The 21,218-nt window shown below is 62.0% G+C and carries 18 protein-coding genes; 6 read left to right on the top strand and 12 right to left on the bottom strand.

Going from position 1 to position 21,218, the window contains the following annotated elements; genetic code table 11:
- Positions 1-6: 6 nt before the first annotated feature.
- From FHX10_RS34110 to FHX10_RS34080, 7 genes are all read right to left on the bottom strand, one after another.
- Positions 7-2,457 carry an FAD-dependent oxidoreductase gene (locus FHX10_RS34110; RefSeq protein WP_132576068.1) on the bottom strand — a complete coding sequence of 817 codons (2,451 nt, stop codon included), beginning with the start codon at positions 2,455-2,457 and terminating at the stop codon, positions 7-9.
- Positions 2,458-3,333 carry a phosphotransferase gene (locus FHX10_RS34105; protein WP_183845621.1) on the bottom strand — a complete coding sequence of 292 codons (876 nt, stop codon included), beginning with the start codon at positions 3,331-3,333 and terminating at the stop codon, positions 2,458-2,460.
- Between the two features lie 64 nt (positions 3,334-3,397).
- Positions 3,398-4,474 carry an ABC transporter ATP-binding protein gene (locus FHX10_RS34100; protein WP_029868036.1) on the bottom strand — a complete coding sequence of 359 codons (1,077 nt, stop codon included), beginning with the start codon at positions 4,472-4,474 and terminating at the stop codon, positions 3,398-3,400.
- A gap of 25 nt (positions 4,475-4,499) precedes the next feature.
- Positions 4,500-5,597, bottom strand: coding sequence for a Gfo/Idh/MocA family protein (locus tag FHX10_RS34095; protein WP_028757924.1), 1,098 nt, complete (start codon positions 5,595-5,597; stop codon positions 4,500-4,502).
- Positions 5,597-6,484 (bottom strand): carbohydrate ABC transporter permease, encoded by an 888-nt coding sequence (locus tag FHX10_RS34090; RefSeq protein WP_028757923.1) that lies wholly within the window; start codon positions 6,482-6,484, stop codon positions 5,597-5,599. The genes FHX10_RS34095 and FHX10_RS34090 overlap by 1 nt, the downstream gene beginning before the upstream one ends.
- Complete coding sequence (locus FHX10_RS34085; RefSeq protein WP_028758429.1) at positions 6,477-7,436, bottom strand: carbohydrate ABC transporter permease; 960 nt, start codon at positions 7,434-7,436, stop codon at positions 6,477-6,479. The genes FHX10_RS34090 and FHX10_RS34085 overlap by 8 nt, the downstream gene beginning before the upstream one ends.
- 6 nt (positions 7,437-7,442) lie before the next feature.
- On the bottom strand, positions 7,443-8,729 hold the full coding sequence (locus FHX10_RS34080) for an ABC transporter substrate-binding protein (RefSeq protein WP_029733086.1): 1,287 nt from the start codon (positions 8,727-8,729) through the stop codon (positions 7,443-7,445).
- Positions 8,730-8,980: 251 nt separating this feature from the next.
- Here FHX10_RS34080 and FHX10_RS34075 point away from each other — a divergent pair, with 251 nt between their 5' ends.
- The 5 genes from FHX10_RS34075 to FHX10_RS34055 all read left to right on the top strand — a co-directional run bounded on the left by FHX10_RS34075 (position 8,981) and on the right by FHX10_RS34055 (position 14,285).
- Positions 8,981-9,658, top strand: a complete 678-nt coding sequence (locus tag FHX10_RS34075; RefSeq protein ID WP_029733085.1) for a TetR/AcrR family transcriptional regulator — start codon at positions 8,981-8,983, stop codon at positions 9,656-9,658.
- Between the two features lie 131 nt (positions 9,659-9,789).
- Positions 9,790-10,938, top strand: a complete 1,149-nt coding sequence (locus FHX10_RS34070) for a Gfo/Idh/MocA family protein (RefSeq protein ID WP_029733084.1) — start codon at positions 9,790-9,792, stop codon at positions 10,936-10,938.
- Between the two features lie 3 nt (positions 10,939-10,941).
- Positions 10,942-12,105 carry a dihydrodipicolinate synthase family protein gene (locus FHX10_RS34065; RefSeq protein ID WP_184390763.1) on the top strand — a complete coding sequence of 388 codons (1,164 nt, stop codon included), beginning with the start codon at positions 10,942-10,944 and terminating at the stop codon, positions 12,103-12,105.
- 29 nt (positions 12,106-12,134) lie between these two features.
- Positions 12,135-12,965, top strand: coding sequence for a sugar phosphate isomerase/epimerase family protein (locus tag FHX10_RS34060; RefSeq protein WP_029733083.1), 831 nt, complete (start codon positions 12,135-12,137; stop codon positions 12,963-12,965).
- Positions 12,966-13,007: 42 nt separating this feature from the next.
- Positions 13,008-14,285: a Gfo/Idh/MocA family protein gene (locus FHX10_RS34055; RefSeq protein ID WP_029733082.1), complete on the top strand. Its 1,278-nt coding sequence runs from the start codon at positions 13,008-13,010 to the stop codon at positions 14,283-14,285.
- A gap of 35 nt (positions 14,286-14,320) precedes the next feature.
- On the opposite strand, the gene FHX10_RS34050 is transcribed toward FHX10_RS34055, so the two are convergent.
- From FHX10_RS34050 to FHX10_RS34040, 3 genes are read right to left on the bottom strand one after another with little or no spacing between them, the layout of a single operon-like run.
- Complete coding sequence (locus FHX10_RS34050) at positions 14,321-15,331, bottom strand: hydroxyacid dehydrogenase (protein WP_029733081.1); 1,011 nt, start codon at positions 15,329-15,331, stop codon at positions 14,321-14,323.
- The gene (locus FHX10_RS34045; protein ID WP_029733080.1) at positions 15,328-17,184 is read right to left on the bottom strand and encodes a DUF2264 domain-containing protein; all 1,857 of its coding nucleotides are present in this window, start codon (positions 17,182-17,184) and stop codon (positions 15,328-15,330) included. The genes FHX10_RS34050 and FHX10_RS34045 overlap by 4 nt, the downstream gene beginning before the upstream one ends.
- A 5-nt stretch (positions 17,185-17,189) precedes the next feature.
- Positions 17,190-18,221, bottom strand: a complete 1,032-nt coding sequence (locus FHX10_RS34040; RefSeq protein ID WP_029868038.1) for a LacI family DNA-binding transcriptional regulator — start codon at positions 18,219-18,221, stop codon at positions 17,190-17,192.
- 145 nt (positions 18,222-18,366) lie between these two features.
- On the opposite strand from FHX10_RS34040, the gene FHX10_RS34035 reads away from it, so the two are divergent.
- On the top strand, positions 18,367-19,653 hold the full coding sequence (locus FHX10_RS34035) for an ABC transporter substrate-binding protein (RefSeq protein WP_028756228.1): 1,287 nt from the start codon (positions 18,367-18,369) through the stop codon (positions 19,651-19,653).
- A 65-nt stretch (positions 19,654-19,718) separates the two neighbouring features.
- On the opposite strand, the gene FHX10_RS34030 is transcribed toward FHX10_RS34035, so the two are convergent.
- Both FHX10_RS34030 and FHX10_RS34025 read right to left on the bottom strand, forming a co-directional pair.
- Positions 19,719-20,687 carry a glycoside hydrolase family 26 protein gene (locus FHX10_RS34030; RefSeq protein WP_028756229.1) on the bottom strand — a complete coding sequence of 323 codons (969 nt, stop codon included), beginning with the start codon at positions 20,685-20,687 and terminating at the stop codon, positions 19,719-19,721.
- Positions 20,688-20,690: 3 nt separating this feature from the next.
- Positions 20,691-21,212, bottom strand: a complete 522-nt coding sequence (locus FHX10_RS34025; protein WP_184390760.1) for a DUF995 domain-containing protein — start codon at positions 21,210-21,212, stop codon at positions 20,691-20,693.
- Positions 21,213-21,218 lie beyond the last annotated feature (6 nt).

Raw genomic sequence — 21,218 nt, 5'->3', positions numbered from 1 at the left:
CCCCCGCTACGCCTTGATACGCGCCATATCGGGATCGTAGAGCGGCGACAGTGACACCTTGCAGGGGATACGCTCCCGCGCGACATCGAGCTCATAGGTGCCGGAGAGGACGAAATCCTCGGTCACCCCCTCGGGGCTGCGGACATAGCCATAGCCGATCGGCTTGCCCAGCGTGTAGCCGAAGCCGCCGCTCGAAAGCCAGCCGACGCGCTTGCCGTCGCGATAGATCGTTTCACGGCCGAGCAACACGGTATCGGCATTTTCGGGAACAAAGCAGGCAAGGCGCTTGTTCACCCCGCCTGCAAGCTGCCGTTCGATCGCTTCGCGGCCGCGGAAGGGAATGGCCTTGCGCATCTTCACCGCCCAACCGAGACCGGCTTCAACAGGCGTATGGTCGGGACCGATATCCGATCCCCAGGCGCGATAGCCCTTTTCCAGGCGGCAGCTCTCGATGGCGCGGTAGCCGGCATTGACCAGGCCGAATTCGCCGCCTGATGCCATCAGCACGTCATAGACCGTCGTCGCATATTCAACGGGAATATGCAGCTCGTAACCAAGCTCGCCGACATAGGTGATGCGCAGCGCCCGCACCGGGCAGCCTGATATGCCGATGGTCCTGACCCGGCCGAAGGGGAAGGCCGCATTCGAGACGTCGCTGCCCGTCACGTTTTCCAGCACGGCGCGCGAATTCGGTCCCATCAGCGACAACACCGAATAGGCTGACGTGACGTCGACCAGCTCGGCATGCATCTTTGCCGGTATATTGCGGGCGATCCAGTCGAAATCATGGGTGGCAAAACCGGTGCCGGTGACGATGTAATATTCGTTCTCGGCGATGCGGGCGACCGTCACGTCGCATTCAATGCCGCCCTTGTCGTTGAGCATCTGCGTGTAGATGAGCGATCCCACAGGCCTTTCGACATCGTTGGAAGCGATCCAGGAGAGCGCTGCCTCGGCATCCCTGCCCTTCAGCACGAATTTGGCAAAGGAGGTCTGGTCGAAGATGACGGCCGCTTCACGCACCGCCTTGTGCTCGCGGCCGACGGCGTCGAACCAGTTCTGCCTGGCATAACTGTAGACATCCTTCGGCTCCTCGTTGGCGAAGAGATCGGCAAACCAGTTCGGCCGCTCCCAGCCGAGCTTTTCGCCGAAACAGGCGCCCTGCGCCTTCAGCCGGTCGTAAAGCGGCGATTTGCGGCAGGGGCGGCCGCTCGAATGCTCCTCGAACGGCCAGGCCATGGTGTAATGTTTGCCATAGGCTTCGAGCGTGCGGGTGCGCACCCAGTCGGTATCGAAATGCGGACGGCCGAAGCGGCGGATATCGACCGGCCACAAATCATAGGGCGGTTCGCCCTTCGTCACCCATTCGGCAAGCGCCATGCCGGCGCCGCCGGCCGAGGCGATGCCGAAGGCGTTGAAGCCGGCGCCGACGAAGAAATTCTTCAGCTCCGGCGCCTCGCCGAGAATGAAGTTGCCATCCGGCGTGAAGCTTTCCGGGCCGTTCAGCAGCTGCTTGACGCCGACATTTTCCAGTGCCGGAACGCGGCCGAGCGCCTGTTCCATGATTTGCTCGAAATGATCGAAATTGCTGTCCAGCAGCGTGTAGTGGAAGCCGTCGGGGATGCCGTTTTGCGCCCAGGGAATGGGATTCGGCTCATAGCCGCCCATGACGATGCCGCCGACTTCTTCCTTGTAGTAGGTCAGGCGATCGGGATCGCGCAGGGTCGGCAGGTTGGAGGGCACGCCGAAGGATTCGGTGATGATGTATTGATGCTCGACGGAGACCAGCGGCACGTTGACGCCGAAGCGGGCGGCAAAGGCGCGCGTCCACTGGCCGGCGCAGACGACGACGCGCTCGCATTCGATGCGTCCCTCAGCGGTGACGACGGCGCGGATCCTTCCCTTGTCGATTTCCAGGTCGATGACTTCGGTGTCCTCGAAGATCGAAACGCCTGACATGCGGGCGCCTTTCGCCAGCGCCTGGGTGATGTCGGAGGGATTGGCCTGGCCGTCCGTGGGAAGGAAGGCGGCGCCGACGAGATCGTCCGTTGTCATCAGCGGCCAGAGATCGAATGCTTCCTGCGGCGTCAGCAATTGCATTTCGAGGCCGAAGGACTGGGCGGTGGTCGCCTGGCGCCGGACCTCGGTCCAGCGCTCCTCGTTGCAGGCAAGGCGCAGGCCGCCATTCATCTTCCAGCCGGTGCCGAGGCCGGTCTCCTCCTCCAGCCGCTTGTAGAGATCGACGGAATAACCGAGAAGCTGGGTGATGTTGGCGCTGGTGCGCAGCTGGCCGACGAGGCCGGCGGCATGGAAGGTGGTGCCGGAGGTGAGCTTCTTGCGCTCCAGCAGGACGGTATCGGTCCAGCCGAGCTTGCCGAGATGATAGGCTGTCGAACAGCCTATGATGCCGCCGCCGATGACCACGGCTTTCGCCGTCTTCGGTAATTCCCTCGTCATTTATTGATCCTGTTCAAAGGCTTGATAGGCGCGTTCGAAACGCGCGAGATTTTCGGCCGTATAGGCGGCATAGTCGAAATCGATGCTGGAATGGATTTCCGAAATCATACTCCAGAGCGTCTCGCGCAGCAGCGAAGCGCATTTCATCGCGCCATAGCGCCTGCTGAGATCATCGGTCAGCGGCCGGTCGAAATAGGTCTCCAGCATCGTGTGTTCTGCCGTTTGCGGGAGCTCATTGTTGGAGGCCAATCCGCCGAGATCGAAAAGCGGCGTGTTGAAGCCGGCATAATCCCAGTCGATCAGCCAGAGCCGCTTGCCGTCGTCGAGAAAATTGGCGGCCAGCAGGTCGTTGTGGCCGAAGGCGATTTCGAAAGGCCCTGCCGCTTCTTCCAGCGCCTCGGCTCGGCCGACCAGCGCCGGCAGCAGAGGCAGATAGGCGCTGCCCGCGGCCTTCAGATTGGCGGCGTAATCGCGGATGACGTGAAAGACCCAGAAGATCATCGCCTGGCCGCGGAAATGCCGGGCGATGTCGCGGTGGCAGGCGCGCACCAGCGGCACGACCCGGGCGAGCGTTTCCGGCCTCCTGATATCATCAGGCGAAAGCGCTCTCGCCTCGATATATTCGAGCACCAGAACGCCCGGCGAATGATGGATGACGGCAGGCGATATGCCGGCGGCATGCGCCGCACGGCTTGCGGCAAGTTCGTTCTGCCGGCTGATGTGATGGATCGGGATATCGGTGCCGAGCCTGACGACGCAACGCGCGACGGCATCGCTGACCAGGTAGTTCCTGTTGGTGATGCCGCCTGCTATCGGCGAAATATCGATCGGGCCCTGCCAGATGCCAAGCGCATGAATCCTATCTTCAGGCGTCATGCTTATTCCCCTTCAGCCCCTTCGGAAATGATGGGGCAGAGGAGGATCCTATGTCAAGCAGCGCTTAGATCGTCTTGCCGGCGGCGTCGAAGACGTGGCAGCGGGCCGGATCGAAGAAGGTCTTCACATTGGTGCCACGTTCCACCTTCTGCTGGCCGTCAAGCGCGACGGTCAGGAGCTGGCTATCCGGCGTCGTGGTGTAGAGCATGGTGGCGCCGCCCAGGTTTTCGACGAGATCGACATTGACGGTCGAGAGCGTGATAGCGCCTTCGGTCAGCGAAAGATGCTCGGGGCGGATGCCGAAGGTGACATCCTGTCCGACCGCGCCTTTCAACCGGCGCGGCAGATGGACGGAATTGCCGCAGACATGGATGCTGGTTTCGGTCTCACCGACCTGCTCGATGCGGGCCTTCAGGAAATTCATCTTCGGGCTGCCGATGAAACCGGCGACGAAGCGGTTGGCCGGGTTGTTGTAAAGATCGAGCGGCGCGCCGACCTGCTCGATGCGGCCGGAATTCAACACCACGATCTTGTCCGCCATCGTCATGGCTTCGACCTGGTCATGGGTGACATAGATCATCGTGTTGCCGAGGCTGCGGTGCAGGCGGGAGATTTCGACGCGCATCTGCACGCGCAGTTCGGCATCGAGGTTCGACAACGGCTCGTCGAACAGGAAAATACGCGGCTCGCGCACGATGGCGCGGCCGATCGCGACACGCTGGCGCTGGCCGCCGGAGAGCGCCTTCGGCTTGCGCTCCAGGAGCTTCTCGATCTGCAGGATCTCGGCGGCCCGCTTCACTTTCGGCTGAATATCGGCCTTCTTGTAACCCGCCGTCTCCAGGCCGAAGGCGAGGTTCTTATAGACCGACATATGAGGATAGAGCGCGTAGGACTGGAAGACCATGGCGATGCCGCGCTTGGCCGGCGCCACTTCGTTCATGCGCTCGCTGTCGAGCAGCAACGCGCCGCCCGAGATCTCCTCGAGACCGGCGATCATGCGCAGAAGGGTCGATTTTCCGCAGCCCGAGGGGCCGACAAAAACGACGAATTCGCCGGGATCGATCGTCAGGTCGATGCCATGGATCACGTCCAGCGAGCCATAACGCTTCTCGACCTTCTGAAGAACGACACTGGTTGCCATCTTCTCAAAACCTCTCTTTTGCCGATTACTTCGTTCTTGCGCGCCAATCGGCGTATTTCGGACTGTCGGGACCGACCGGCAGCGGCACTTCAGCGCCGCTGTCGGAAGACTGGTAGATGGCGGTGACGAGTTCCAGCGCGCGGCGCGCGTCCGTCGTTGTCACCGGCAGCGGTCCTTGACCGCTGAGGAAGGCATGGAACTGGCCCATCTGGGTGGTGAAGCGCGGCGCGACCGGCTGCCAGTCGCCGACCACCCGGTCGATCTTTTCCTGCACGTCGTCATTCGCGGCGATGATCTTCCAGGGATCCTTGCCTGGTGTGTAGGGCTCATGGGTGCTTTCGAAAGTGACATTCTCGAAATGCAGCCTAAGCCGGCTCATCTGCTCCTGCGAACCAAGCGTGCAGGACAGCGAGACGAAGGCGCCGTTTTCCATCAGCAGGCTGGCGGAGGCGCAATCCTCGACCTCGATATCGTTGACGCGGGTGGCGACGCGGCCGAAGACCCTTGCCGCCGGACCCATGAGATGCATCAGCATGTCGTGCAGATGCAGGGCATGGGTGACGAGCACACCGCCGAGTTCCGTCGCCCATTTGCCGCGCCAGGGCACGGCGTAATATTCCGGCTTGCGCAGCCAGAAGGTTTCGACCGAGGCCGTATAGGCTTTGCCGGCAATACCGGCGTCGATGATCCGCTTGGCCTTCTGGATACCGTCGCCATAGCGGTATTGGAAGATCGGCATCAGCACGCCTTTGGCGTTCCTTTCCGCTTCCATGATGGTATCGACGCCGGCAAGCGAACCGGTCAGCGGCTTTTCGCAAACGACATGTTTACCGGCGGCGAGCGCGGCGACCACCTGCTCCAGATGGATGCCCGGCGGGGTGCAGATATCGATGATGTCGATCGTGTCGTCGGCGAGCAGCTCGGCGAAGGAGGTGGTACGCCGTTCGATGCCGAACTCGTCGCCGACGGCCGCCAGACGCTGTTCATTCAGGTCGCAGATTGCCGCGACCTTGAACTTGTCGGCATGCGGCAAATAACCCTCGACGATATGGGAGCGGCCGATACCGCAGCCGACAATCGCGACCGTCCTGATGCTCATCTCGTTCTTTCCCGTTGCCGCCATCAGCGCTTCATGCCCGTCGTGGCGATGCCCTCGATCAGAAGGCGCTGGAAGAACAGGAAGAAGAAGAAGACCGGCACCAGCGTCAGAGTCGACATGGCGAACAGGCCACCCCAATCCGATGCGCTGGTGGAATCCACGAAGGTGCGCAGGCCGAGCTGGATCGTATAGGTGTTCATGTCGTTCAGGTAGATCAGCGGACCGAAGAAATCGTCCCAGGTCCAGATGAAGGAGAAGATGGCGGCCGTCGCCAGCACCGGCAGCGACAGCGGCAGCATGATCTTCCAGTAGATGCGCCAGGCGCTGCAGCCATCCATCATCGCCGCCTCATCGAGTTCGCGCGGGATGCCGCGGAAGAACTGCACCATCAGGAAGATGAAGAAGGCATCGCTTGCCAGGAACTTCGGCACGACGAGCGGCAGGATGGTGTTAACCCAGCCGAGGTTGAGGAAGAGCACATATTGTGGGATCAGCGTCACGTGATAGGGGATCATCAGCGTGCCGAGCATGATCGCGAACCAGAAGTTCCGGCCGGCAAAACGCAGCCGCGCAAAGGCGAAGGCCGTCAGCGAACAGGCGATAACATTGCCGGTCACCACCAGCAGCGAGATGACGAGCGAATTCCAGAAGAACCGGCCAAAGCTGACATCGAGGCCGACCCAGCCGCGCGCATAGGAGGAGAGATCGATCGACGACGGGATAAGCGAGGTCGAGGAGAAGATCTCGTTTTCCGGTCTGACCGATGCCGAAACCATCCACAACAGCGGATAGAGCATGAGAAGCGACGCGGCGATCAGCAGGGCGTGGATGATGAGCGACCCCGGCAGGCTGCGTTTGTTGATATCCGATGGCGGCCTGGCCGCAGTGACGGAAGCGGTCATCTCAGTCATCGTAGTGCACCCAATAACGCGAGGTCAGGAAGGAGAAAGCGGTGAAGATCGCGATGATCACCACCAGGATCCAGGCAAGCGCCGAGGCATAGCCCATGCGGAAATTGCCGAAGGCTTCCTGATAGAGGTAGAGCGTGTAGAACAGCGTCGAGTTGATCGGGCCGCCCGTGCCGCCTGATATGATGAAGGCCGGCGTGAAGGCCTTGAAGGCTTCGATCGTCTGGACGACGGCATTGAAGAAGATCACCGGCGTCAGAAGCGGCAGGGTGATCTTGTAGAATTGCCGGAATTTCGAGGCGCCGTCGAGGCTGGCCGCCTCATACATGTCCTGCGGGATCTGGCGCAGGCCGGCCAGGAAAATAATCATCGGCGAGCCGAACTGCCAGACCGACAGCGCCACCAGCGTGTAGATCGAATAGTTCGGATGCGAGATCCAGCTCGGACCTTCGATGCCGAAATGCGAGAGCGCGGCATTGACGAGGCCATCGCTGGCGAAAAGCTGACGCCAGAGCACGGCGATCGCCACGCTGCCGCCCAGCAATGAGGGGAGATAGAAGATGGCCCGATAGATCGGCAACCCGCGCAGGCCGCGGTTCAGCGCCATGGCGACCAGCAAGGCGAAGGTCAGTTTGAACGGGACGGAGAAGACGACATAGGTCAAGGTGACGTGCATGGCGGCCGAAAATTTCGGATCCGCCGTGGCGATGCGCACGTAATTCGCTATTCCCACCCACCTCGGCGACTGCAGCATGTCGAAGTCGGTGAAGGAGAGGTAGAGCGAAATAAGGGCCGGCCCGAGCGTCAGCCCGAAAAAGCCGATGAGCCATGGAAGAAGGAAGAGATAGCCGGGAGCATTGGCGTTCCAGAGACGCCTGAAACGTCCTTCGGCCACGGCCCCCTGATATCTTTCCACATTTATGGCCCCTGCGGGCGTGCGCATCGCATTGCTCATACGGGATCAGCCTCGTGCGAGAATCTGCGTGATTTCGGTGACAAGCTGTTTGCCGCCATCGGCAGGAGATAGCTGTCCGAAGGCCACCTGCTCCGCGATGTTACGCAGCATCAGTTCGCCTTCACCGGCGCCGGCGGGCGGCGGCGGCGGCAATTTGCCGGCGAGATCGCCAAGGCCGCTGACATATTCCAGCGGAACCTTGCCGTTCTCATCGAGCTTCGCCGCGACGACCTCGCGCATGGCGCTCGATTCCGGAATGCCGCGTTCGACATCCAGGAGGACCGCTGCCTCGGGGTTCTTGACGAAGAAATTGACGTAGTCCACGGCCAGGTCGACCGCTTGCGACTGGGCCGAGACCGAGAAGAACATCGAAGGCTTGCGATAATGGCCACCCTTCGAATCCGCCTTGATCCGCATATAGTTGGTCAGCGCCAGCTTGTCCTTGTTCATTGCCTGATAGGCGACGAACTGGTTGGAATGGGCAAAACCGGCAGCCGACTTGCCGAGCGAGACCGTGTTGGTGTCGATATCGTTCTTGTCGAGAGCCTGGACATCGGCGGGAACGCAGGCGCCGGCCTCACGGAACTTGGCCCACATGTCGTACCATTCCGAGGCGTCGTCCACGCCGAAGGCGATCTTGCCGTCGGCGGTATAAAGCGCCTTGCCGCGCTGGCGCAGCCAGTTTTCGAACAGCGGTTCACCGCCGCTGCCGTCGGCCATGCCAAACATGCCCTTGCGTTTACCGGCCTTGGTGATCTCCGCACCCATGCGGGCGAACTCTTCCCAAGTGGTCGCCTGCGTCGGCAGATCGACGCCGGCTTCCTTGAAGGCGGTGGTGTTCAGGACCGTGGCGGCCGAATTCGCGCCGAGGCTGACGCCATAGAGATGGCCGTCGACGCTGCCGCCTTCGATCTGCGCCTTGTCGAAATCGTCGAGGTTGAGCTTGGCCGGCATATAGGATTCGAGCGGGGCAAGCGCGCCGCGCCGGGCATACTGAACGATATAGCGGTAATCCATCTGGATCACGTCGGGCGCGTTGCGACCGGCGACCTGGGTCGCAAGGCGCGGCCAGTAATCGCCCCAGCCGAGGAATTCGCCGGTGATCGACGTGCCCGAATTCTTAGACTGATAGAGCTGCGATACCTTGTTGGTACGATCTGCGCGCGGCTGCGAGCCCCACCACAGGAGACGCAAGCGCTTTTCCTGTGCCAAAGCGCTGGTTCCAAGCGCCGAGAGCGAAAGGAGCGTGGCCCCTCCCGCAACGAAATTACGTCTGCTTACACGTAGGGTCATTTTTTCCTCCTCCAAAGGGAAGCGCCTCCACACGCTTCCGAAACTAGTTACCCTTGCATAAATAACTAATTGGTTACAAGCTACGAGCAAAGCGGCAAGTGTGTCAAGCGGTGTCGGCTAGAGCGTGGTGCCGAAAAGTGCGAGCGGTTTCGGGCGACATCGTGCTCCGGCTGTTTGAGCCCTTCAAATTCGGTTTTTACAATTTCGCACCGAAGGCTTATGAGCGCAACATGCGAGACGGAGGTGGAGCGATGAACGACAGCGGGGAGAATGGGGAGAAGAAAAGGCCTCGACGCCCGGCTCAGGAACGGACGACGCAACGCGATCCGGAACGGACGCGCGCCGCGATCCTTGAGGCGGCAACCCGGGAATTCGCCGAAAACGGCATGGGCGGAGCCCGCGTCGACGCCATCGCCGAACGCGCCGGCACCAACAAGCGCATGCTCTATCATTATTTCGGCGACAAGGAGCAGCTCTATCTCCGCGTGCTCGAAGAAGCTTATGTCGGCATCCGTACCGCCGAGCGCGCGCTTCATATCGGCGACCGCAGCCCGGAGGAGGGCATCGGCGAACTGGCGTTGTTCACCTGGCGTTATTTTCTCCAGCACCCGGAATTCCTCAGCCTGCTCGGCACAGAAAATCTGCATCGCGCCCGCTGGCTGCGCCAGTCCGTCCGGCTCAAGGAACTGCATTCGCATCTGATCGGCGAGCTTTCTCAAGTGCTCGAGCAGGGAAAGAAACAGGGTGTCTTCATCGAAACCGCCGATCCCCTGCATGTCTACCTGACAATCGCCTCACTCGGTTATTTCTACCTGTCGAACCAGTACACGCTTTCGACGATCTTCGGCCGCGACCTGATCGAGCCGACTCATCTCAATGCCTGGGAAAGGCATATCGTCCACGTCACGCTCGCCTCGATCAAGCGCTGAATTTCAAAAATCGGATTTGACGCTTGACAGCCGCGCCGCTCTTCTGCCATCAAGTAACTGTTTAGTTACCGGCTCGGGAGGGCCGGGCGACGATGCCCGCTCCCGCCGCAAAAGATTGCTGGGAGGATAAAATGGCACGCTTGGGGATCATCTTGCACGGCGTCACCGGCCGCATGGGTTACAATCAGCACCTGGTGCGCTCGATTCTCGCCTTCCGCGACCAGGGCGGCATCACATTGAAATCGGGCGAGAAACTCGAGATCGACCCGATCATCGTCGGCCGCAACGGCGCCAAGATGGAAGAGCTGGCGAAGAAGCACGGCATCAAGCGCTGGTCGACCGATCTCGACGCCGCGCTCGCCAATCCCGACGACACGATCTTCTTCGACGCCGGCACGACGTTGATGCGCGCCGAGCTGCTGTCCAAGGCGCTCGATGCCGGCAAGCACGTGTATTGCGAAAAGCCGATCTCCGACGACCTGCAAGTGGCGGTCGACCTTGCCCGCAAGGCGCGCCGCTCGGGCCTCAAGCACGGCGTCGTGCAGGACAAGCTTTTCCTGCCCGGCCTGCGCAAGCTGGCGCTGCTCAGGGATTCCGGCTTCTTCGGCAAGATCCTCTCGGTGCGCGGCGAATTCGGCTACTGGGTCTTCGAAGGCGATTGGGGCGTGCCCGCCCAGCGTCCGTCCTGGAACTACCGCAAGGGCGACGGCGGCGGCATCATTCTCGACATGCTCTGCCACTGGCGTTACGTGCTCGACAATCTGTTCGGCGAAGTGAAGGCCGTCTCCTGTCTTGGCGCGACGCATATTCCGCGCCGCATCGACGAACAGGGCAAGCCCTATGATTGCGATACGGATGATGCGGCCTATGCGACCTTCGAGCTCGAGGGCGGCGCGATCGCGCAGATCAATTCCTCCTGGGCGGTGCGCGTCCGTCGTGACGATCTCGTCACCTTCCAGGTCGACGGCACCCATGGTTCGGCCGTCGCCGGCCTGACGAAATGCTGGAGCCAACACCGCGTCAACACGCCGAAGCCGGTCTGGAACCCGGATCAACCGCAGACGATCGACTTCTACAAGACCTGGGACGAGGTTCCGGACACCCAGGCCTTCGACAACGGCTTCAAGGCGCAGTGGGAAATGTTCATCCGCCATGTCGTCGAAGATGCGCCGTGGCCCTATGGCCTGGAAGCCGGCGCCAAGGGCGTGCAGCTCGCCGAGCTCGGCCTGAAATCCTGGGCCGAACGCCGCTGGCTCGACGTTCCCGCACTGGAGCTCTGAACCGTGACGACGATCAATCTCCCCCTCGACGGCAAGATCGTCCCCTATACGCTGACCGGCACGCCGATCGCGGTCGCCAAGCGCGACGCCAAGTCCTTTCCACGCATCGCCTTTGCCGCCGCTCATGTCGTTGCGGATCCGCTTGCCGACAACGATCCGTGGCTGACGCCGGCGATCGACTGGGAGCGGACGCTTGCCTTCCGCCACCGGCTCTGGGATCTCGGCCTCGGCGTTGCCGAGGCGATGGATACGGCGCAGCGCGGCATGGGCCTCGGCTGGCCGGAAGCGCGCGAGCTGATCCGCCGGGCGCTTGATGAAGCGGCCGGGCGCAAGGATGCGATGATTGCCTGCGGGGCCGGCACCGATCATCTGACGCCTGGCCCCGACGTCACCGTCGACACTATTCTCAGGGCCTATGAGGAGCAGATCGAAACGGTGGAGGCGGCCGGCGGCCGCATCATCCTGATGGCGAGCCGGGCACTTGCCGCCGCCGCCAAGGGGCCGGACGACTATGTCAGCGTCTACGACCGCATCCTCCGCCAGGTGAAAGACCCTGTCATCATCCATTGGCTCGGCGAAATGTTCGATCCGGCGCTCGAGGGGTATTGGGGCAATGGCGACCATCTGAAAGCCATCGAGACCTGCCTCGAGGTGATTAGGGCCCATGCCGACAAGGTCGACGGCATCAAGATCTCGCTGCTCTCCAAGGAGAAGGAAGTGGCGATGCGCCGCCAACTGCCGAAGGGCGTGCGCATGTATACCGGCGACGATTTCAACTATGCCGAACTGATCGCCGGCGACGAAGCGGGTCATTCCGACGCGCTGCTCGGTATTTTCGATGCGATCGCGCCGGCAGCTTCGGCGGCCCTCGAAGCGCTCGGTCGCAAGAGCAACCATGAATTCTTCGATCTGCTGGAGCCGACCGTACCGCTGTCGCGCCACATCTTCAAGGCGCCGACGCGCTTCTACAAGACCGGCGTCGTCTTCCTCGCCTATCTCAACGGTCTGCAGGATCATTTCGTCATGGTCGGCGGACAGCAGAGCACTCGCTCGCTGGCGCACCTGGCGGAGCTTTTCCGTCTGGCCGACAAAGCGCGGGTGCTGGCCGACCCCGAACTCGCCGCAAGCCGCATGCGCCAGGTGCTCGCCGTCCACGGCGTCAACTGAAGCGGGACACCGGCTGGGAGGAGAATGACATGCAGGTCGAAGGACTTTCGATCAATCTGGCGACGATCCGCGAGCAATGTGGCTTTGCCGAAGCCGTCGACATCTGCCTGAAACACGGCATCACCTCGATCGCGCCCTGGCGCGATCAGGTCGCCAAGGTCGGTCTTGACGAGGCGGTGCGCATCGTCAAATCGAACGGCATCAAGCTGACCGGGCTTTGCCGCGGCGGTTTCTTCCCGGCGGCAAATAATGCCGACTGGCAGAAAAATCTCGACGACAACAGGCGCGCCATCGACGAGGCGGCCGCATTTTCAGCCGACTGCCTCGTGCTCGTCGTCGGCGGCCTGCCGGGCAGTTCGAAGGATATCGTTGCGGCCCGTCAGATGGTGTTCGACGGCATTGCCGCCGTGCTGCCGCATGCGCAGGCGGCCGGCATGAAGCTCGCGATCGAACCGCTGCATCCGATGTATGCCGCCGACCGCGCCTGCGTGAACACGCTCGGTCAGGCGCTCGACATGTGCGAGCCGCTTGGCGAGGATGTCGGGGTGGCGATCGATGTCTACCATGTCTGGTGGGACCCCGATCTTGCCAACCAGATTGCTCGAGCGGGCCGCATGAAACGCATCTTTGCCCATCACATCTGCGACTGGCTGGTGCCGACCCGGGATATGCTGCTCGACCGCGGCATGATGGGCGATGGCGTGATCGACCTCAAAGGCATAAGACGAATGATCGAGGCCGCCGGCTTCTTCGGCGCGCAGGAGGTGGAGATCTTCTCGGCCGAGACCTGGTGGAAACGCCCGGCCGACGAGGTGATCGCCACCTGCGTCGAACGCTTCCGGAGCTGCTGCCAGATCTGATTTTCAATAATTGTTTCATCACGCATGCAGGAGGATCATTCGATGGAGAAACGCCGTTTTGCCCTGATCGGCACCGGGAACCGCGGCACCACCATGTGGGGCAAGGATCTGCTGGCCGGCTGGCGCGAACATGTCGACCTCACAGCCATCGTCGAGAAGAATTCGCTGCGCGGCGAGCGCGCCCGCAACATGATCGGCAGCAACGCGCCGCTCTATGACAATATCGATTCCATGCTCGTCGAGCAGAAGCCGGATCTGGTCATCGTCTGCACGCCCGACCATACGCATGACGATATCATTGTGCGGGCGCTGGAGTCCGGCATCGATGTCATCACCGAAAAGCCGATGACCACCTCGATCGAGAAAATTCGCCGGATTCTCGACGCAGAAAAGCGCACCGGCCGCCGGGTCGACGTCTCCTTCAATTATCGCTATGCGCCGACGGCCGGCAAGATCAAGGAACTGCTGAACGCCGGCGAGATCGGCCGGGTGACCTCAGTCGACTTCCACTGGTATCTCAACACCAAGCACGGCGCCGACTACTTCCGTCGCTGGCACGCCTATACGGAAAATTCCGGCAGCCTATTCGTCCACAAGGCAACGCATCATTTCGATCTGCTGAACTGGTATCTCGACAGCGATCCGGAGTCCGTCACCTCGTTTGCCGACCTGCAGAATTACGGCCGCAAGGGCCCGTTCCGCGGGCCCCGCTGCAAGCTCTGTCCGCACACGCAGGAATGCGACTACTATCTCGATCTTGAAGCCGATCCCTTCCTCGACCAGCTCTACGAGGATCCCTCGAAGATCGACGGCTACTTCCGCGACGGCTGCGTCTTCCGCGAGGACATCGACATTCCCGATACGATGGTGGTGTCGCTCCGTTACCGCAACAACGTCCACGTCTCCTATTCGCTGAACACTTTCCAGCCGATCGAAGGCCATCACCTCGCCTTCAACGGCACCAAGGGGCGGATCGAGCTTCGCCAATACGAGGCCCAGCCCTGGGAAGAGCCGAAGCAGGACACGATTCTGCTGATCCGGAATTTCCCGAACGGCAAGGAGGCGGTGGAGCGCATCGTCGTTCCGCATTTCACCGGCGGCCATTACGGCGGCGACGACCGGATGCGCAACATGATCTTCAAGCCGGATATGGAAGACAGGCTCGCGCAGCGCGCCGGCACGCGGGCGGGCGCCATGTCCGTGCTTTGCGGTATTGCCGCGCTGACGAGCTCGCGCACCGGCAAGGTGGTCGACATCGCCGAGCTGATGCCTGAGCTTGCCAATGACGGTTCGCCGAATTCGCTGAGGTCGTCACGCTGACGCCTGCTGTGTAAGCTCGCTCGGCGAGGCACGCGTCAGGCGATGTTTTCGAGATTCTCCCGGCGGATTTGGTAGAGCAGCGGCCGACCGGCCACGAAGCGCTCGACCTCGTCAGCCGCCATCTCGCCGAGGCGCGCCCGTTCCAGGCCGACGGCGCCGGCAATATGCGGCGTCAGAAAGACATTCGGCAGATCGTAGAAAGCAGAATCGGGCTCAGGGATCTCCGGATCGGTGACGTCGATGACCGCGTCGATGCGGCCGCTCTTCAGCACTGAGAGCAGTGCGGCCTCATCGATAAGAATGCCGCGCGCCGTGTTGATGAGTGTCGCCCCGTCCTTCATCAGCGACAGCCTTCGCGCATCGATCATATGCTGCGTCGAGGGCAGCGACGGCGCATGCAGGGAAACGATATCGGCTTGCCGCATCAATTCGTCGAGCTCGACCTTTTCCGCTCCGAGGCAGGCCGCCTCGGCGGCATCGAGCGTGGGATCGGAGAGCAGCAGCCTGTAGTCGAAGGGTTTCAACAGCTCGATGACGCGCCGACCGATGCGCGAAGCGCCGACGATGCCGACGGTGCGGCGGTAATTTCCGATCGCCTGACGCTGCATCGAATGGGTCCGGTCGCGGTTGCGATCGGCGACATAGAGATCGCGGAAACGGAAGACCCGCTTGCCGGCGAAGATGATCGCGGCAAGCGTGAATTCGGCAACCGGCACGGCGTTGGCCTCGGCCGCATGGCTGACCGGGATACCGGCCGCGAAGATGGCGTCGTCGATGACGCCCTTGACCGTGCCCGCAGCATGAACGATGAGCTTGAGGTGCGGCGCCGCGGTAAGCATTTCGGTCCCGGCATAGGGTCCGCCCCAGCCGGTGATCAGGATTTCGGCCTGGGCCAGCAGACGCCTCGCACGCTCGTCGTCGAAACGCTGCAGCGGTTTAGCGTCCAGCAGGCGGCCGATGCCGTCCAGCCGGCGCAGAACCTCATCCGGCAAGACATGCTCGGTGCGCGACGGCTGCATGGCAAGGACAATCGCCGGATGGCTCATGGCATCTGCCCCGGCGCTTCGATGGCGCTCACCGTCACGCCCCTTTCCCTCACCACGGCCTCCAGCGCCGTAATGTCAGGCGCTTTCGGCGGTCTTGTCCAGGCAGACGAAACGGCAGCGGGATTGTCAAGCCCCAGCACCGCCGTCACCAGGATGGTTTCGCCGGCCGGAATCTGGCCGCGCAGCTGCGGCACGAGGGTTTTCGCAACGATCACATTGGTGTTGGGCATTGCCTTCTGGACGAGCCCGGACCGTTTCACCGAAGAGCCGAGATCGAGAATGCCGGTGAAATCGGCCTCGCCGATTGCATAGGCAACCCCATTCGAGGCGGACAGCCTATCCAGCTCGAAATCCCGGCGACCGATGGCAAATCCGCCTTCGGCAATCCGCAGCGGCCGGCTTGTCCTCACCCGGTGGAGGCGGATATGCCAAGGTACTGCGGGCACGAGCCAGGTTTCGACGCCGACATCCGGGAAAGGCGACCATTTCGCAAAAAGCACGTCGCCTGCGAGCCTGGCCTCCTCGTTCGTTTCGCGCACCCGGTAGTGCAGGCCGTCATCGCTGAAGGCCAGCATCGAATCAAAGGCGGCGAGCGCAAAGGCGCGCTCATCGGCCTCGACGCTGAAGCCGTAGCGGGCGGAATAGGCGAACTTGGCGTATTTTTCCGTGCCGAACCGCATCTGCAGATTTTCCTGGCCGGAGGATAGCGCCACGACATCGCCGCCCGCCCGCATGATCACCATGCCGGGATGGTGCTGGGGAACGACCTCAGGCGCCTGCTCCGGCGCTTTTTCCGTCGCGGTCCAGAATGGATGATCCTCCGCGATCGCCAGCGGCAGGAAGGCCTTGAAGGCCCAATAGGGCGAACCGGTGGAATTGTAGCTTTCGGACATCAGCAGGTTTGGATAGCCGAAACCGATCGACAGCACGCCGTCGCGATCGGCAATCGGCTTGTCCTTCCACCAGCGCAGATGCTGCAGGCAGAGATGCTTGACCTCACCCCAGGGCAGAGCTTCAACATCGGCAAAGGCAAGCGCCGACCAGAAGCCGGCGCAGGCGAAGCGATAGGTCAGACTGCGGCCGAAGGGGATCGTCGCCCCGTCCGCGGCAAACCAATGCCGGAAATCCCGGGCAAAAAGGATCGCGCGCTCGCGATAGCGCTTTGCATAATCGTCGTCGACGAGCTTCGAATAGATCAGGCCATAGAAATGCATGGCAAAGGGAATGTAATGGTCGATGCGGCGCACGTTGCCGTCGCGATACCAGCCGTCGCCGATATAGAAGCCTTCGAGTTCCTGCAGATATTGCCGCGTCAGGCTGCGGTCGAAATCGGCGCCGAGACGATCGAGCGCGATGTCGACGAAAATCCGGAAGAATTTCCAGTTGTTGTCGGCATAGTCGAACTGCCTGACATGCTTGAGATAGGCGATCACATTGCCGCGGGCACGCGCATCGAGCGGTTCCCAGATCTTTTCCGGCACCAGGGCCAGGGCAAAACCGAGAGCGGCAAGCTCGACCATCCGCTGATCGCGGCCATTGACCGTTCCCCAATATTCGGGATGGGCGGGATCGGTGCCGTTTGCGAGGCCTTCGGCGAAACGATGCCAATGGGCAAAGTCGCCGTTGCCGGCACCAAGCGGCGCCAATCCCCAGAGCGGCCGGGCGAAGCCTTCGAGGTCGGCCGCCGCCCGGTCGAAATGGGCGGCGGTGCCGCTCAACCTGACGCGGGCATTGTCCTTCGAAAAGCAGGGAAGCAGCGGATCGAACAGATCAAGGAGGGCGCGGCTCATATCGGCACGGGTTTCGAGCGGATTGCCTGCGAGCGGGTTGGCGCTGGCGGGATCATAGGTCATCGGCGTCACTCACGGGGTTCGACGTTCACAACGGTCCCTCCCGGAACGGGAACGACTGCCTGGCAGATGTGGCGCGCCGGTGCCGTCCTGTCGCGGAAACGGGACAGCATCAGCGAAACGGCCTCGCGCCCGAGAGCGGCGCGGTCGACGCGCATGGTGGAAAGCTGCGGATTGGTCATCAGCGCGCAGGGCAGATCATCGAAGCCGACGATCGCGAAATCTTCCGGCACACGCAGACCGGCTTCGGTGACCGCCTCGAGCACGCCGACGGCGATGAAATCATTCATGCAGAAGGCGGCGGTGAAACCGGCATTTTCGGCAAGGATCGCAGCCGTGTGTTCATGGGCCTCGCGGCTGGCGCTGCCCTGCAGCGTCATGGACACAAAACGGCCCTCGGCACCGGGGACGGCGGCGATCGCCGCCTCGAAACCGCGCACGCGCTCCCGGATCGTATGGCGGTGGGAGCCGCTCAGATGCAGGATGCGGCGATGGCCGGCCTTGGTCAACCGGCTGGTCGCCTCATAGGCTCCAAAGAAATTAGCCGGCGAAACGCCATCGAACTGCATCCTGGGATCGGTGCCGTTGACAAGAACGGTCGGCGTCATGCCGGCTTGCAGCCAGCCGCGCAACATCTCGTTCGGATCGATGCCGACGAGGAAGAGACCTTCGGCGCCTGCCGCCTGCATATGGTCGCGCACGGCATCCGGCGTGGTGCGATCCTCCCGGACCAGCCGGACCTCGAACGGCATGCCTGCGTCGACGGCTCCGGCACGCAAGCCGTCGACGATCGCTTCATAGAAAACGCTGAGACCGCCCGTGACGCCGTCGCTGGCAATCAGCGCCAGCCCCCCGGCAACGGCTTCGGAAGCCGGCTTGACCGGGTAGCCGTGCTCGGCCGCCACCTTCAGGATCTGGCGGCGAACGGTTTCGCTGATACCAGGTTCGTTGGCAAGCACGCGCGACACCGTGGAGACGGAGACGCCGGCCAATGTGGCTATATCGGCCTGACGCGGCCGTCTGATCTTTTGGTCGTTCATAGGCAAACATTATGCAAGTTATGCAAATTTGCAAGAAAATGATTACTTCTTGCAATAAATATTTTTTTGCGTACCCTGTTTGCCGAAATGCCCCGACAGGCCATTGGAGGATGGCAGCGGGGCATATTGGGACAAGGAGGATATCATGCAGGTCAATCGCCGTTCATTCCTGATGGGTTCAGCCGGTGCGGCCGCCGGCCTCGCCTTCGGCGCCGGAAGCGCCATTCCGGCCTTTGCCGAAGATGCGCAGCTCAGGGCTATGTGGTGGGGTTCCAACGACCGTGCCAAGCGCACACTCGATGTCGCCAAGCTCTATCAATCCAAGACGCCCGGCGTCACCATTGTTGGTGAATCGCTTTCGGGCGACGGTTATTGGACGAAGCTCGCAACGCAGATGGCCGGCCGCTCGATCGCCGACATATTTCAGCTCGAGCCGGGAACGATTTCCGACTATTCCAAGCGCGGCGCCTGCCTGCCGCTCGATGAATTCGTCCCTTCGACGCTGAAGGTCGACAGCTTCGGCGCCGACATGCTGAAGCTGACCACCATCGACGGCAAGCTCTATGGTGTCGGCCTCGGTCTCAACTCCTTCTCGATGTTCTTCGACACGGTCGAATTCGAGAAGGCAGGCATCCCGCTGCCGACGGCCGACCTCACCTGGGATGAGTATGCCAAGCTCGCCGTAGAACTCGCCAAGTCCTCGGGCAAGGGCGGCGGCCCCTATGCGGCGCGCTATGCCTATGTGTTCGATGCCTGGCTGCGCCAGCGCGGCAAAAGCCTCTTTGGCAGGGAAAGCGCTGGGCTCGGCTTCACGGCCGACGATGCCAGGGAATGGTTCGACTACTGGGAGACACTGCGCAAGGCGGGCGGCACTGTTGCTGCCGACGTGCAGACGCTCGATCAGAATACCATCGATACCAATTGCCTCGGTCTCGGCAAATCGGTGATCGGCATGGCTTATTCCAACCAGATGATCGGCTATCAGTTGATCATCAAGAACAAGCTCGGCATCACCATGCTGCCGCGCGAAAAGAAGGGCGGTCCATCCGGCCATTATTACCGTCCGGCACTGATCTGGAGTGTGGGTGCAACGAGCAAACAGGGCGAAGCCGCCGCGAAGTTCATCAGCTTCTTCGTCAACGATCCCGAAGCCGGCAAGATTCTCGGCGTGGAACGCGGTGTGCCCATGTCAACGACAGTGCGCGAAGCCATCCTGCCGCAACTCAACCCGACGGAGCAGGAAACGGTCAAGTACGTAAACCTGCTCAAGGATCAGGTCGGCGAATATCCGCCGCCGGTGCCGATGGGCGCAACCCAATTCGACCAGCGGGTGCTTCGCCCGATCTGTGACGAACTCGCCTTCGAACGGGTCTCGCCCGCCGACGCGGCAACCCGGCTCATCGAAGAGGGTAAGGCAACGATCAAAGGCTGATCTGTTGCTGGATATGAGAGGAGAGGCCCGCAAAACCCCGGCGGGCCTTTCTGTTATCCTGGATCTCAGTTGCCCAGGCTTTCAACCACGCGCCAATCCGGCCGGCCGAGATCGAAGGGCCAGGCGTGCACATCCCGATCGTTGAAATAGACCACCTCCTGCAGATTCGGGAAGGCGCTCTGCTTCAACGTGGCAGTTTCGATCCACGGCTTCATATAGGCGTCGCCACCTTGATAACCGAGTTCCGCCACCCAGATGGGCTTGCCGTAGCCGGCGACGAGATCATAGCCCTGCTTCAACGCTTCCGAGAACGTGCGGTGCTCATTGTGGGCAAGCTCGTCATAGCGCTGCAGGCCGAAGACCGACAGTCCGACGAGGTCGACATAATCGTCGCCGGGATAATAGGCCTCGAGGCCGGGCAGTCCCTTCGGCGACCACATGATCTGTGTGCCGGGCGCCTCCTCGCGGACGATATCCATCATCCGCTTGTAGGCCGTGATATAGTCCTGCGGGCTCCAGCCGGACCATGAGAACCGCCCCGACGTGTCTTCCATCTCCTGCCCCCAGCGGACAATCACCGGGCTTTTCAGCTGGGATATCATCTGCGTGATCGCACGCATGTTGACATCGTAGTCGCCGCGCAAAACCTTTGCGCGAAGCTGAGCGGAGGTCAGCCGCCAATCGACGTCCCAGGACCAGGGCTCCACTGTTATCAGCAGGTTGCGGCCTCTGGCCAGCGCATAGGCGTCGGCGACGCGCAAGGTTTCGAGGTCGACGTCCTCCCAGGGCAGGAACAAGGCTTCGGTCGCGACATTCGCCTGCGCGCCGAAATCGCCGTGCGGATCATAGGCCCCGAACTTGATGCCGTCGGCATGAAGGACGGGGCGTTTGTCGATGATCGTCCGCACGGCCGCCGCCGGGTTCGGGACAATGCCGGCATATTGCACCTCGCTTCGGCTCGGCAGATCCGCGACACACAATAACAGCAGCGCCATCGCGGCGGTCGAGAGGTGGTTTTTCATTAGCTTCTTCATGGCTCACCCTCCTTTTCGGGCTACTTCCTGGCTCAGCAGGATCTGCTTCAGTTCGCTTGCCTTCGCGCTTACGGTATCGGCGGCAACAAGCTTCCCGAACTCATCGTCCTGGCGCACCGATGCTTGGCGGAAGACGTACCACTCGCCGCTCGGCTGGCGCCGCTGATAGATCGTGTTGCCGACCTTGCGATGCCCGAAACAGGTGCTGGCGCGGGCCGCGCCCTCGGCATTCGTCCAGGTAGCGCGCATGCAGAGCTGGCCGAGATCGTCGACCACCCATTTGCCTTCGGCGAAAGACGGTTTCCCCTTGTCGTTGCTCCAGGCGACGAACCGCCGACCATCGTCGAAGAAACGGCCGCCTCCGGTATTCCAGGTCCAGGTCTTGTCGCCGTAGATCCGATAGAGCTCATAGGCGCTCAGCGGCGTCGGCGCCTTCGTTTTGGCGATCTCGGCGCCGTGCGCCGCCACCGGCAGACACAGGCTGAGAGCAAGCGCTGCTCCCCATAGTCTCGATCCGATACTCATTACATC

Origin of the sequence: Rhizobium sp. BK591 (assembly GCF_014195045.1) — a bacterium.
Classification (GTDB): domain Bacteria; phylum Pseudomonadota; class Alphaproteobacteria; order Rhizobiales; family Rhizobiaceae; genus Rhizobium; species Rhizobium anhuiense.
Note: the sequence above shows the minus strand (reverse complement) of the source record. Positions and strands in the feature narration are given on the sequence as shown.